The organism is Parasutterella secunda (genome assembly GCF_023336895.1).
Classification (GTDB): Bacteria; Pseudomonadota; Gammaproteobacteria; order Burkholderiales; family Burkholderiaceae_F; genus Aphodousia; species Aphodousia faecalis.
This window is the reverse complement of record NZ_JAMBLT010000002.1, coordinates 36803-50663: the sequence shown is the minus strand read 5'-3', so window position 1 is coordinate 50663 and position 13861 is coordinate 36803. Positions and strand designations below refer to the sequence as shown.

General features: G+C 48.8%; 13 protein-coding genes. 7 read left to right on the top strand and 6 right to left on the bottom strand.

Annotation, left to right across the window (positions count from 1 at the left end; genetic code table 11):
• Window positions 1-36: 36 nt before the first annotated feature.
• Window positions 37-1341 (top strand): amidohydrolase, encoded by a 1305-nt coding sequence (locus tag M3080_RS02925; RefSeq protein ID WP_249091820.1) that lies wholly within the window; start codon window positions 37-39, stop codon window positions 1339-1341.
• 188 nt (window positions 1342-1529) lie between these two features.
• Window positions 1530-2783 carry an RNA-guided endonuclease InsQ/TnpB family protein gene (locus M3080_RS02920; protein WP_249091819.1) on the top strand — a complete coding sequence of 418 codons (1254 nt, stop codon included), beginning with the start codon at window positions 1530-1532 and terminating at the stop codon, window positions 2781-2783.
• A gap of 39 nt (window positions 2784-2822) precedes the next feature.
• Here M3080_RS02920 and M3080_RS02915 read toward each other — a convergent pair whose 3' ends face one another.
• Window positions 2823-4265 (bottom strand): lyase family protein, encoded by a 1443-nt coding sequence (locus M3080_RS02915; RefSeq protein WP_249091818.1) that lies wholly within the window; start codon window positions 4263-4265, stop codon window positions 2823-2825.
• 23 nt (window positions 4266-4288) lie between these two features.
• Window positions 4289-4702 (bottom strand): hypothetical protein, encoded by a 414-nt coding sequence (locus tag M3080_RS02910; RefSeq protein ID WP_249091817.1) that lies wholly within the window; start codon window positions 4700-4702, stop codon window positions 4289-4291.
• Window positions 4703-4793: 91 nt separating this feature from the next.
• On the opposite strand from M3080_RS02910, the gene tadA reads away from it, so the two are divergent.
• Genes tadA through M3080_RS02895 form a run of 3 tightly spaced genes read left to right on the top strand, consistent with a single transcriptional unit; the run spans window position 4794 to window position 8470 of the window.
• Window positions 4794-5654 carry a tRNA adenosine(34) deaminase TadA gene (tadA, locus tag M3080_RS09355; protein ID WP_249091816.1) on the top strand — a complete coding sequence of 287 codons (861 nt, stop codon included), beginning with the start codon at window positions 4794-4796 and terminating at the stop codon, window positions 5652-5654.
• On the top strand, window positions 5647-6567 hold the full coding sequence (locus M3080_RS02900; protein ID WP_022472316.1) for a S66 peptidase family protein: 921 nt from the start codon (window positions 5647-5649) through the stop codon (window positions 6565-6567). Before tadA ends, M3080_RS02900 begins: the two co-directional genes overlap by 8 nt.
• Window positions 6568-6580: 13 nt before the next feature.
• Window positions 6581-8470, top strand: coding sequence for a hybrid sensor histidine kinase/response regulator (locus M3080_RS02895; protein WP_249091815.1), 1890 nt, complete (start codon window positions 6581-6583; stop codon window positions 8468-8470).
• Here M3080_RS02895 and M3080_RS02890 read toward each other — a convergent pair.
• Complete coding sequence (locus M3080_RS02890) at window positions 8467-9123, bottom strand: response regulator transcription factor (protein WP_022472318.1); 657 nt, start codon at window positions 9121-9123, stop codon at window positions 8467-8469. The two genes, M3080_RS02895 and M3080_RS02890, sit on opposite strands and share 4 nt — an antisense overlap.
• Before the next feature lie 138 nt (window positions 9124-9261).
• Here M3080_RS02890 and ccsA point away from each other — a divergent pair, with 138 nt between their 5' ends.
• A complete protein-coding gene (ccsA, locus tag M3080_RS02885) occupies window positions 9262-10020 on the top strand; it encodes a cytochrome c biogenesis protein CcsA (RefSeq protein ID WP_249091814.1) in 759 nt (252 codons plus the stop codon).
• Window positions 10020-10208, top strand: coding sequence for a hypothetical protein (locus tag M3080_RS02880; RefSeq protein WP_249091813.1), 189 nt, complete (start codon window positions 10020-10022; stop codon window positions 10206-10208). The genes ccsA and M3080_RS02880 overlap by 1 nt, the downstream gene beginning before the upstream one ends.
• Window positions 10209-10400: 192 nt before the next feature.
• On the opposite strand, the gene M3080_RS02875 is transcribed toward M3080_RS02880, so the two are convergent.
• From M3080_RS02875 to M3080_RS02865, 3 genes are read right to left on the bottom strand one after another with little or no spacing between them, the layout of a single operon-like run.
• Complete coding sequence (locus M3080_RS02875; RefSeq protein WP_249091812.1) at window positions 10401-12338, bottom strand: peptidase U32 family protein; 1938 nt, start codon at window positions 12336-12338, stop codon at window positions 10401-10403.
• Window positions 12335-13093: an ankyrin repeat domain-containing protein gene (locus tag M3080_RS02870; RefSeq protein ID WP_249091811.1), complete on the bottom strand. Its 759-nt coding sequence runs from the start codon at window positions 13091-13093 to the stop codon at window positions 12335-12337. Before M3080_RS02870 ends, M3080_RS02875 begins: the two co-directional genes overlap by 4 nt.
• 2 nt (window positions 13094-13095) lie before the next feature.
• Entirely contained in the window at window positions 13096-13857 is a 762-nt protein-coding gene (locus tag M3080_RS02865) for a TatD family hydrolase (protein WP_283162526.1), read from the bottom strand.
• Window positions 13858-13861: the final 4 nt, after the last annotated feature.

The window sequence follows — 13861 nt, the reverse complement described above, 5'->3', positions numbered from 1 at the left end:
TAGTTCGCATTTTTACGCGACCAAAGAGGAGCACAAATGAATCAAGATCTTAAGAAAAAAGTTGAAGAACTTATCCCCAATCTTGCTAAGGTTCGCCGTGACCTGCATAAGCATCCGGAATCCGGTTGGACGGAATTCCGCACGGCCTCTATGGCTATCAAGAAGATGCAGCAGTTGGGTTATACCATTACGATGGGTGAAAAGGCAGTCTGCCGTGAAGCCATGATGGGTGTGCCCTCTGCCGACGCCCTCAAGGCTCATATGGAACGTGCCATTGCTCAAGGCGCTGATCCTGAATTGGTGGCCAAGATGGAAGGCGGTATGACCGGTTTCTGGGCCGATATGGACTTTGGCGGTGAAGGTCCTTTCCTTGCTGTGCGTTTTGACATGGACTGCAACGATGTGACCGAATGCGCTGACGCCGACCATCGCCCCAATGTCGAAGGTTTTGCCTCTGTCAATAAGGGCGCTATGCATGCTTGCGGTCACGACGGTCACGTTGCTATCGGCTTGGCTTTGGCAGAAGTTGTTGCTTCCATGCGTGATCAATTCAAGGGCAAGATCCGCTTTATTTTCCAACCCGCTGAAGAAGGCGTTCGCGGTGCCATGCCGATGGAAAAGGCCGGTGCTGTGGTCGGTGTTGACGAAATCTTCGGTATGCATATTGGTTTCCAAGCCAATAACATCGGTAAGGTCATTTGCGGTACGAAGAACTTCTTGGCTACGACAAAAGCGGACATTACCTTTACCGGTGTGCCTGCTCACGCCGGTAACGCTCCGGAAGAAGGTAAGAACGCGTTGTTGTCGGCTGCCACGGCTTTGCTTAACATGCACGCCATTCCGCGCTCCGGCAAGGGTGATACCCGTATCACCGTCGGTAAGTTAAATGGCGGTGAAGGCCGCAACGTGATTCCGCCGAAGGCTGTGTTGGTTTTGGAAACCCGTGGCATCACCTCGGCTTTGGACGAATACATGTTCGGCGAAGTCCGCCGTATTGCCAAGGCCGCTGCCGAAATGTGGGGTTGCGGTTATTCCATCGATATCAAGGGTGGCACCAAGAGCGGTGAGTCCGACCTTGAAGTCGCCAAGGTTGTGGCCGAAGAAGCCCGTGACATGGGTTGCTTCAAGGAAGTCATCGAAGAACAAAACTTCGGCGCTTCCGAAGACTATTCTCACTTCATGAGCACTGTTCAAGCCGCCGGCGGCAAGGGCACCTATGTTCAAGTGGGTTCCACCCTTCGTGCCGGTCACCACAATAGCCACTTCGACTTCGACGAACAAACGCTTGCCAACGCGCTCGAACTGATGAGCCGTTGTGTCTATCGCACGCTCGCTAAGTAATATCAAAGAGCAATAAAAAAGCCGCGGCGATTTAAATGGCTCCGCGGCTTTTAGTTACCCGTAAGTTACCGCGAGTTCCGTAAAGCCCCGCCATTAATGGCGGGGATATAAGGAACGCCAATGTCAATTGGCTATGTTGGGGCCATTTTGGAGCAAAATTGCTTTCAATTCCCGTAAAATCATGTCTCATGTTGTTCCGCCAAGGTTTTCTCTTCAAACTCAAACCCAACGGTCGGCAAGCCCGTCTGATGTCGCGCTTTGCCGGTTGCTGCCGCTTCGTCTACAACAAAGGATTAAGTTGGGCTAAAGAGCAATATGAGAACAAAACCGGCAAACATCCCTCCTATAAGAATCTTTCTGCTTTATTGCCTGATTGGAAAAAAGATCCTGAGATGCTGTGGCTCTCAGAATGCTATTCCCAGTGCCTGCAGCAATCGATGAAGGATCTGTCTCGAGCATATCGCAATTTCTTTTCAGGAAGAACTGCTTTTCCCGTTTTCCATAGAAAGTACGGGGCAAATGACGCCTTTCGCTATCCGCAAGGATTCAAAATTGATGAAACCGGCAAGCAGATTTATTTGCCCGGGATCGGTTTTGTGAAGTACAGACGCAGCCGATACATTGAAGGCAAAGCGAAAAATATCACTGTTATTCGTAAGGCCGACGGCTGGTACGTCTCCATTCAAACGGAATACGAAAAAGAAGTTCCCGTACACCAAGGCGATGAAGTTGGGATTGATATGGGAGTGGCGTGGTTTTGCACGCTCTCGGACGGAATACAGATTGCGCCTTGCAACACGCTGAAAAAACATTTGAAGAAATTGGCGCAATTGCAAAGATCACTATCCCGAAAAGAGAAATTCAGCAGTAATTGGAGAAAGGCTCAAAGGGAAGTTGCGAAACTGCATCAACGGATCGGCAACAAACGTCAGGACTTTATTAATAAAGTCGCGTTGGATTTAAGCAAAAAACACGCGGTGATCTATCGTGAAGACTTGAGAATAAAGAACATGACAGCGAGTGCGGCCGGGACGGTGGAAGAGCCAGGTCATAATGTGGGTCAAAAATCGGGCTTAAACCGAGCGATATTGGATCAAGCGTGGGGGAAATTTTTCCAACGATTAGAGTGGAAGTGTGAACAAAGAGGCGGCCAAGTGATAAAAGTGGCACCTCAGTACACCTCGCGGATCTGTCCGATATGCGGTTATGAGTCAAAAGAGAACCGACGGAGCCAGGCGAGTTTCAAGTGTATGGCGTGTGGCTATCGGGAAAATGCCGACGTGGTCGGGGCAAGAAATATAAAGGTGCGCGGGCAGCGCATGTCAGCCTGTGGGGAGCTCGGCGAAGTAGGCCGAGCTCAAGTGAATCGGCGGATGGAGACAGTCCATGGCGCGGGTCAGCAGCAGGAACCCATCGAAGTGATCAGTGGCGTAAGCCACTGACACAGTAGGGAATCCTCGCCGTTCACGGCGAGGAGGATGTCAATTCGTTTCTACTTCCTGTAAAAAAGGTTCAAACTGACTGTCCAAGTCCGCCATGGATTGATCGATGGCCGCGGCGAGCATCGTTGTTTGTTCTTTCAAAATAGCCATCTCGGACGTTAATTCCGCAAGCATTCTGCTTACTTCTTCGGGATTGGCGCTGCCTTCTGTGCGGCGCCGCTTGAGGATTTCTCTCGGATCAAGGCTTGCTTTAAATTCTTCTTCACTCATCGGGCATTCGGTTGCAAATCCCGGCATTTCCTTTTGAACAGTTTCGGCATAAATGCGTTGCATTTCTTTATAGGGGAAGGTCAGAGGAAGAATGCCGTTGGCTCGGGCGAAACTGACCATGCCGCTGGCGACATGATGACCGACTCTAAAGGGTAGGCCGTATTCGCTCATCAGACGATCGGCAATTTCTTGGCTTGCTGTCCAATCTAGTGAAAGTTCTTCCAAGGCCCGTTCTTTATTGACAACAAGCGCTTTGAGAATTTTGACAAAACGTTCCATCGTTTTGACGCTTTCTTGAGCTAAAGCGGCGTGCACTTTGACGGATTTGCCGTCAATCATGCCTGAGGGAACGTTGTGAGCGCGAGTGATAACGAGATTAGCTTCACTGACAACGTCGCTTGCGTTGCCCCGGCAACTGATTAACAATCCGGGATTACGTTTTTGCGGCATGGCCGATGACACATATGTGTTGCCATTGCCTTCAGAGAGCAAAATCCAAGGACGGGGCTGGGCATATTGGACCATGATGTCGGCAATCATGGAACCGATGTGAAGCGCAATTGAGGCTTGGATCTGAGCAAATTCGACCGGTAAATCCACCATGGCAATCTGCGTGGCATCGAAAGCATTGCGAATCGGCGCATGAAAACCTAACAATTTAGCCATCAACTTGCGGTTAAGGGGCCAGCCGGTGCCATTGAGCACACAAGAACCCATCGGGCAGTAATTCAGTCGGCTGAAAAATTGCGTCAAACGGACACGATCGCGTTTAAAGCCTTCAATAAACCCTAATAAATAGTGGGCAAAACTGGTTGGTTGAGCGGCCACACCATTGGTGTATGAGGGCATGACGGTGTCCTGATGATTGCGTGCAAGCTCGAGCAGCGCGTCGATAACACTTTCCAGGCCTTTAGCCACACTGAGGACTTCGTCGCGCATAATCGCGACACGGAAAGTCGAGTGCATATCCTGGCTGGATCGGCCTACATGTATCTCTGTTACTTCGGAGGTACCCGCAGCGGCGATAAGTTTGGGCTCAAAATCAATGACGCGCTTAACACGGTTGGCGGGATCTTTGCCACTATCGATAACTTCTTTCAGAGCTTTGGCGGCAACATGCGCTAGTTGCGGCTTCAATAGACCGCCCGCACTATTGGCAATAATAGTGGCTTTATTCATTTGGCTTAACCAATAAAATTCGTCGCGAATCATAAGATTTCTCCGTTGAAGAAAGATTATGGAGTCTTAATTGATGTCATTTTTTCAATGATGGCATCAACCGTTTGCGTTTGTAGCTCAGCTTGCATTCGTTGGGTAACGGCACTCTTTATGCCGTTGCCGATGCCGTCCTTGCCTTCGTAAAGTGTTGCTTTAAGGGCTTCTTTCGCACAATCTTTGCCTAAGAGCCTCAATACAACCGTTTGCGCTTTTGAGGTTGTCCGACTGGTAACTTGCGGACTGATCGTAGCGATTTCCCGGGCTGCCTTTGTTTGTCCTAAAGTGACAAAAGCCCATTGAGTAAGAACTTTTGTGTCCGCCTCAGAGGCGTTTTTAACAAGGCATCGTCCCAGTTCGTCGCCATATTGTCCGGCGCAGCACACTGAGCTCAGACCGAGCGAAGTTAGCATCAGAATAATGATTTTTTTCATGGTGGTTCCTTTTGCATTGTATTGTAGTGGGCTTGAATAGGTATTGGGTCTGAAAATCGCTAAAATACACAAGTCAATATGGAGATCGGCTGTGAAGCGTTTTGTAGAACTCACCGTTAGAAAAGGAAGCACATTGGCTTCTCTGGAACGTCATAATCCGGAGGATCTGCACGTTGTGCTTGAGGCCTTTCTTACTTATTTACCGGATGATCTGATTTCAGCTTCAACCGCTCTTACCAAAGCTCAGGAATTCTTGGATGGGGCCGGTGATTGGTTGAGAGAGACGCCGGTATCCATTCTCTTGCAATCGCTAAAGAAGGGACTGATTTTTGAGGCGACGGTCGGTTACCGAAAAAATAGCCGTGACCGCTACACACGCGCCGAGCTTGAGGACGCCGTGCTTCTTGAAGAAGAGAGAAGGGAAACGTTGCGAAACGTGATGCAAAAAGCCCTTCAGCAAAGAAACCGCGAGATTAATTCTAGAAAGCGTCAGACAAGTCCCTACGATCAACAGTTCATGCGTGAGGCGCTTGAATTTGCCCGTGAGGCCGCCCGGGTCGGTGAAGTGCCGGTGGGTTGCGTCATCGTTAAAGACGGCGCCATTATCGGTGTGGGTCGAAATCGTTCTATTGAAGATAATGACCCGAGTGCGCATGCCGAAGTCATTGCGATTCGTCAGGCGTCTCAAGCTTTGGAAAACTACCGTTTGTCAGGCTGCACGCTTTATGTGACACTGGAGCCTTGCGCAATGTGCGCGGGGTTAATTGCCCACGCCAGAATTTCTCGAGTGGTTTTTGGGGCGCGCGATGAAAAGACGGGGGCTTACGGTGGCGTCTTTGATTTACAGACAACGGCAAAATTAAATCACCGTGTGCAAGTGGATTCCGGTGTTTGCGCCAAAGAGGCCGCGGCTCTATTAACAGAATTTTTCGGGGGTAAACGTCATGCCTAATTATCCGATCCGTGTGGGCTTTTGCGCGCCTTCGCGCGCCGTTATGGATATTTCTACACCGGCGCTTGCCAAGCTTTATTTCACGGATCGGGGGGCCGATGTCGTTTTGCACGACACGGTTTTTAAGAATGTGAAGCAATTTGCGGGAACGGACGCTGAACGTGTAGACGGGCTGATGAGTTTGGCGTGCAATAAAGACATTGACCTTATTTTGCCGATTCGCGGCGGCTATGGTCTGTCCCGCATACTCGATAAGATTGACTATGATGCTATTGCCAGGCATTCACCCGTTTTTTGCGGATATTCAGATTTTACGGCTTTTAATCTTGCCTACCTTACCAAAACAGGTCAGGTCAGTTATCAAGGTCCCAATGGTACGGATTTTGTCGACACGCCGGCATTTTTGACTGAAAAAAGTTTCCACTCCGCGCTCTTTAATGAAGAATGGGTCGCGTCTTTTCCGTGTAAAGAAGCCCCTGATTTGGATTTTGAAGGGACGCTTTGGGGTGGAAATCTCTCGATGGTTGTTGCCTTGCTGGGTACACCGTATTTTCCCGATATTGAAGGTGGAATTCTCTTTTTAGAAGACTGCAACGATCGCGCATACCGAATTGAGCGTCACATGGCTCAATTGGAAATGGCGGGTGTTTTAGCTAAACAAAAGGCGATTCTTTTTGGGGATTTCCGTGACGCTGATCCGGCGCATCCCAGGGAAAATGATTTCCTTTTCTCCGATGTGTTGGCCTATCTGCGTGAACGCTTGCCAGGCATGCCCATTTTGCACGGATTGCCTTTCGGCCATTCGCCCGTCAAGATCACGTTGCCGGTAGGGGCACGCGTGCGGATGCGAACCGAAAAGGGCTATGTGGTGTTGTCCAGCAAAGAGCATCCACGTGTTACGGCACGCTTTTAGTATCTAAAAGAAAATGTTGGGCTGGATTAAAGCGCAGTGGTTTCGCTTCGTCACCAATGGGGCTTTTTACAGTGAGAATATGTCCATTGCGCAGTGGCGTCGTCGTCACTCGCGTGTCCTTGTAAGGCAAATCTTAAGTTCTTTGAAGCTACAGCCAGTGTCGCTTGCCGTTGAAATAGCGGGAGCCTGTGTGACGGCTATGTTTTTGTGGCCGGTCGTTAACCCGATTTTATTGGTTTTTTGGCTACTGCTTGTTGGTGTCCATTTTTACGGAGCCATCGACTTTAATCGACGATTCTGGGCCGATCGATACCGTCACGCCCGTATCCACTTTTGGATGAAAGCCTGGATGGTTTTAGCTGTTGTAGGCGGTTTAATATGGGCGCTCGCCGGTATGACATTCGCTTATAACGTAGGCAATGACTCCGCTTCGCAGGTTATTCTTTTTTCTGTCATTTTGACGGTGACTTTTGCATCATGGCCGGTTTATGCCTGTTGGTTGCCAAGTCTTGTGGTCTTTACGCTTTGTTCAATCACCCCTTTGGTGCTACGGCTGGCACTCATCTTCGGCTGGTCCCGCCTGGTGATTGCCGCTCTTTTGATTACCGTTGTTGTGTTTATGTTTTATTCCGGCAGACGCTTTAACGAAATTGTGCAGATGTCGGTTCGCAACGACCAGGAAAATGAGATGCTCGTCAAGCGGCTGACGCTTGAAAAGAACTTGGCAGAAAAACTGCGCCGCGAAACGCAGGAACAAAGTCGTTTAAGAAGTAAATTTTTTACGGCAGCCAATCACGATATTCGACAACCTTTGCAGGCCATTGGGATCTATATTCAGCTGCTGAAAAAAAACGGCGATCCGAAAACGCAGGCCATTGTTGAGCAATTGTCAAAGACCACGCAGGGGCTGCAGACGCTCGTTGCGCAAATTTTGGAAGTTTCAAAGCTTGAAACAGGTCACACCACTTCCAACCTTGAACCGATAAAACTCTCAGCTTTATTGGATGAATTGGCTCTGGAATTTAAGCCGGTTGCTAACGAAAAGGGGTTGGACTTCCGATTAAAAAATCTGGATGTCAATGTCTATACCGATCCTCAACTGTTAACGCGCGCCATTCGTAATCTGATTACGAATGCTATTGCCTACACACAAAAAGGCGAAATTTTATTAGCTGCTCGCTTAATCGGCGGAAAGCGCGTGAGTATTTGTGTGGTCGACAGTGGCGCGGGGATTGAAGAGGCTGAGCAAAAACGCATCTTTGATTACTTTTACCGCAGTGAAAATACACGAACTCACGCGGAAGGCTATGGACTTGGGCTTTCGATTGTTAAGGCCATCTGTGAGCAGCTTCAAATCAAGTTGAGTTTGAGTTCCAGACCCGGACGAGGATCGATTTTCAGAATGCAGCTGCCGGTTCATGAGGCTGAACAGGCGAGAATATTTACCCAAACGCGTCGCAAGGAACAAAGTATCGAAAAGCTCGATGCCACCGTGGTTTTGATTGAAGACAACACGCCTGTTCGAGAAAGTCTTAAAGCCCTGCTTGAAAGTTGGGGAGCAACCGTCATTTCGGCTGAAAAGTGTACAGAGACATTGACACAAAAGATCCAGGATAGTCCCAGAATCGATGCAGTGATCTCGGACTTTAATTTAGGCGAGGCAGAGGCCAACGGGCTGGAGTGTATCCTAAGACTGTCTTTGGCGCGTGGAGTGAGGTTGCCCGCGATTTTGCTCACCGCTGTGCCCTCAGAGGTGATTGAAACGCACTACGTCAGAACTCTTCGTGTGTTGGGTGAGCGGGAAGCAGCGCTTTTTGCCATGCCCCGTATCATGCAAAAACCTGTGAGCGGCGAGGCGCTCAATGAAGCGCTGCGTGAATTAAGCGAAGAGAAAAATCGTTAGATACCCACATCAAAACCGTGTCGGCGGGCTTCAAGCAGTGCTTCTGTTCGATTGCTAGCTCCAAAAGCTCTGTAAATAGCCGTGACATGGGTTTTAACCGTGCCTTCCGAGAGATTAAGTTCCTTACAGATTCGTTTGATAGGCGCGCCTTTGGCAAGCAGCTCCAAAACATCCTTTTGACGTTCGGTCAGATGCACGCTGCCCACATCACCCAATGGTTCTCTTGAGGTCAAAAGCCCTGTTTTTTGGGCTTGGTTTAATAATTTGACCGGAATATAAACGCCACCTTTAAGAACAAAACCGATAGCAGAGGTGAGTAGTCCCGCTTCCAATGACTTGGGGATAAAGCCGGCAGCGCCCATCTGCAGCACCTTCACGATGCTGTGCTGATCCTGAAGACCGCTCATCACCAAAATTTTCAGAGTCGGATGCGCAGCGACAATTTCTTCCATCAGTGAGGTTCCTTGCACCCCCGGCATGGATAGATCCAAAATCATCAAATCGGCCGTCTCACCGTACTGATCGGCAAGCGCTATCGCCTCTTCTTTCGTATTGGCTGTGTAAACCGTATTGTCCTGGCCGTCATAATCTTTTAAAAGCATTTCCAAAGCCATTGTGACAATGGAGTGGTCATCAACAACTAAAAATTGCATCCTGTCTGTCCTAAAATTCAATCTTATTAATTTTAAGCGAAGAGCGAGTCAAAAAACGTCGTTCAAAATGACATTTTGCTTCTTTGCCTAAAAACAGAAAAAAGGCGCAATTTTTAGAAATTCCCGGGCCTTGCTACAATGGCCAACGATAATTTATTCACAATGAACATGGTCAATCCCAAGACTTATTACTTTTCCTTTGCCAAATTTATTCCGATTCTGCTGCTTATTTCAGTGGCAAGCATGGCGGCGGCCTTGCTTTGGATGTTAAGTTATTCCGATACGACAGCCATCGGCCAAGCCGACATTTATTGGGTGTTTTATTTGCACATTGCCGCGGCCGGCGTTGCTCTTTTGTGTTACGGAGTGGTTTGTTTGACCAGTCTGATGCAATTGGCTAACCCTCAGGCTCTCATGCCGATTGTTTTTGCTCATGGCTTTGCGCCCAGCGGTTTTGTCATGACGCTTTTTTCTTTGGGTTCCGGAGCTTTGTTTGGCCGTCCCATGTGGGGGGCGTATTGGATTTGGGACTCTCGATTGACGGCCCTTTTGATTTTGCTTGTGTTTTTTGCGGCCTTTATTTCTCTTTCGGCCTCCAAGGTTAATCACAAACGTGAAGTCAATGATAAAAGGGCCTCCATCTCGGCAATTCTGGGTGTCATCGTAGTGCCTGTCTTGTACGTCTTTTTTGATCTTTTTACGCCGATGGCGCATGACCTGGAAAACAGTCTTATTCGTTCCAATGGTCGCGACGCTTACGTGCTAATGTCGCTTTTTATGCTCAATCTTTTCACTTATTCCTTGGCAATGGCCCTTAGCCGTTGTCGGACAGTGATCTTGGAGCGTGAACGACGGGCCATTTGGGCGCAGGACGCCGCTTTAGAAGGGGAGCTGTGATGCAGGAAGTTTTTTTTCTTTTCAATTTAACCGAGCAAGGCCATAGCGTTGTATTGGTATTTGTATTGGCTGCCGTTTTAGCCGTGGCTGAAATTTGGAGCTTGAAGTCCCGTCGAGCCAAGGCGTATCACGCTTTGCTTCGGGAGGCGCGCGCACGTTTAAGCGAAATGCGTTTGCGTATCGATTAAGTCAATAAGCAAGAAAAAAGTCGTGGCAACGGACCGATCGTTGCCACGACTTTTGTGTCTGAAACAGAATCTGTTCATCCACGCCCTTAATTTAGCATAAGACACTAATGGTTTGTACCTATTTGAGCCAGAGAAAATCCAATGTTTGAGAAAAAACAAACATTCGCTCGATTCAAACAAAATTTCATCTTGCTATAAGATTTTCTTAAGGTTGATCTTGCCAAGGCTTACATCGCTCTTTACTTTACCGAGCAATGTCATCTCACACTTTTTACAGTCAAATGTCGCCCGATAAGTATTGGGTCCGGATTTTAAAATTAAAGGATCAGGCCGGAATTTTTCTTTTAAAGTGGGATCCGCTTTAATTTTTTCAATGTTATCTTTCAAACAAAGTCCCAACGCATAGCGCACACAATGTTTGGTCACCATGAGCGGCACTTCACGTCTGACAGAGCCCGTCTCCAGCGCAGCCTCTGTGATGTGCGCATGGTGGCGTTCATAAAAATGAATTGCTTTTTCATTGAGAACATTGGCTCGGAAGTCCACGGCATCAGGATAGGGGAGGCGTTCCGTTGATTGGGCGCGCTCAAGCCTCTTGAAGTGTTTCTGTCTTTCTTCGGCTAGCATCACGCAAGCTTCGCGTCTCATGTGATTGACAATACTGGCCGGTGCGAAAAAACCATCATCATCTATTTCAAGAGCCGTGATTTCAAAATCCGTATCCCCGGTCTTTCTTAAATTTTTTTCGATGTTCAGTTTGTTCTTTTCAATTTGAGAGGCTTTTTGAAGCGCCAGTTCTTCTGAATAAACCGTCGCACTGTTGCCGCGATGGTCACTGAGCGTCAACGAAAATCTTCTTTCATTGACAGACCATTTTGCTTGTACGCCGATTAAACGTTTAGCGGTTGGTTTCGATAGAGCTTCTTCCCAGGCCTGGTCTCGGTTTCGGTAAAGAATGGTGCCCGGGGCCAGTTGAGGATGTTTTTTCAATATGGGACGCTCGCGCAAAGTCAGACGCCAACGGCCGGGTTCTACTTCTTCTGCACGGTTAACAGCAAAACCCATGAGTGTTTTTTCTCGTGTGAGATAAGTTAGCCCATCGGCGTTGTGCAGCGCTTCAGAAGAACGAACTTCAATGGCTTCAGCTGTTACTTTGAGAATTTTCCCGATTCTTTCACCGGCGTTTTTCGGTGTTTCGAAAACGGCCATGTCATGATGGCGTCCGCGCGTGAAATAATCAGTAAATCCGCGGTTAAAGGATTTTTGAGGGGCGGGTGTGAAATCAATGAGACTTCTTCCGTCACTTGATCGGTGTAAATCGGCTCTTTTCTCAAGAATCTTATCGATCATTTGTCGATAATGAGCCGTGATATTTTTGACATAGACCGCATCTTTTAAACGGCCTTCAATCTTGAAGCTTCTGACACCGGCGTCAATTAAAGCTTCCAAGTTTTCGGTCTGATTATTGTCTTTTAAAGACAGCACATGGCGCTCGTGAATGAGCTCTTGCCCATCTTCGGTGTAAACACTGTAGGGAAGTCGGCACAGCTGTGCGCAGGCACCGCGGTTGGCGCTTCGGCCGGTCGCGGCAAAACTCGCATAGCATTGGCCGGAATAGCTGACGCAAAGCGCGCCGTGAATGAAAAATTCAATCCGAGCGGATTGAAGCGCTTCATAACTTTCGCGGATTTGCTCAAGACTCATTTCGCGGGCTAAGACCACTTGAGAAAATCCGACGCTTTCGAGAAATCGTGCTTTAGCGGCAGTGCGGACATCACATTGTGTGGAAGCATGCAATTGAATCGGGGGAAGGTCGCTATCCAAAATCCCCATATCTTGAACAATAAGGGCATCGACTCCGTTTTCGTATGCAAGCCACGCCAGGCGAACCGCGTCTTTGAGTTCCTCATCGTTAACGATGGTGTTAAGTGTCATGTAGACGCGGGCGTTAAAGCGATGGGCGAAGTCAGTGAGTCTTTTAATATCGGCAAACGCATTGGCCGCTTCGACTCGGGCACCAAAACCGGGACCGCCGATATAGACGGCATCGGCTCCGTGCAAAATGGCTTCAATACCGACATCAGCATTTTTTGCCGGCGCTAAGAGTTCGAGAGCTTGTGATTCTTTCACTGCTTTTGATCCTGTGCAGTCACATCAATTGTGTCGGAAGGCTCTGAGGTGCCTTCAGTCGTGTCAGTCATTTTGCCCGGTTCTTGGACAGGCCATGGGGCGCAGGCTTTGATGGCTAATTTTTTTGCCAAAGTGCTGTCGCCGCGTTTTTTCGCAATATCAGCCGGACTGATCCCTTGGTCATTGCATAGCGTTTTATCAGCGCCGGCTTTAAGCAATACATCAACGGTCGGTGTGGCAATCACGCGGGCAGCCATATATAAGGGCGTGACACCGAGCTCGGTGCGGGCATTAACCTCGGCTCCCTTGTCAATAAGAAAGCGAGTCATTTGAGTTTGTCCGGTGCTTGCCGCGTAATGAAGCGCCGTCCATCCGTAGTTGGCATTAACAGGGGCCCCCATGTCAATGAGTTTTTGGGCTAAAGCCTCATCGCCTTTAATTGAAGCAAGCATCAAAGGGGTTTCGCCTCGCAGAGTCGGCACTTTGACATTAATTTTGAAGCTTCTTAAAAGCACCTGGTTGACACTGACTTTGGCGTCCATGCGAATGGCAAAAACTAAAGGAGTGTCGCCATTGGGAAGATAAAAATTCGGGTCGTAAGCCAATTCCCTGAGCATGTAGGCTACTTTCGGAGCATCGTCTTTGGCGATAGCTTCTTGAAGTTGTTGCGCAAGGGGAACGCCCGGCGTGACCGATTGGGCTAGACAAACTAGGCTTTGAGCACAAAGGGCAAGGGTAAGGCTGAGTTTAAGCATGTTTAAATACGGAAAAAACGATTGGCATTTTGCATCGTAAGAGCCGCAATATCCTCGATGTTCTTTCCTCTCAGTTGGGCGAGAAATTGAGCGACATGAGGGACAAATGACGGTTCATTGCGCTTGCCTCGAAGGGGAACAGGTGCCAAATAGGGACTGTCGGTTTCGATGAAAATCCGGTCATCTGGCGCTTTGCGGGCTACTTCCTGAATATCTTGAGCGGAACGGAAAGTCACGATGCCGGAAAACGAAAGGTAGCCGCCTAAATCCAAAGCCTTTTTAGCAAAGTCCCAATCACCGCAGAAGCAATGCAGGACAAAACCACAGTTTTGAGCCCCATTGGCTTTAAGAATATCAAGCGTGTCGCAAGCGGCTTCACGTGAGTGGATGATAAGCGGTTTATTGGCCAGATTAGCCGCACGAATGTGCGTGGCGAAACGGTTGCGTTGCCAATCAAGCGGTTCCTGGCAGTAGTGATAGTCTAGTCCCGTTTCTCCGACGGCAACCATTTTCGGATCTTGCACTCGCAGGACAATCTCCTCTTCGGTGAGATCGGGCAATGCTTCGTCTTGCGGACTGACGGCAAAGGCGGCATAGAGACCATCGTTTTCTCGAGCCAGTGTGAGTACCGGGGCGATTTCGGCCTCTTCCGTGGCAACGACCACGGCTTTTGTTACTTGGGCTGATTTCATTCGTTCGAGCACCTCAGCTTGGTCATTAGCAAACTGAGGCATGTGAATGTGGCAATGAGTATCGAAAAACATGGAC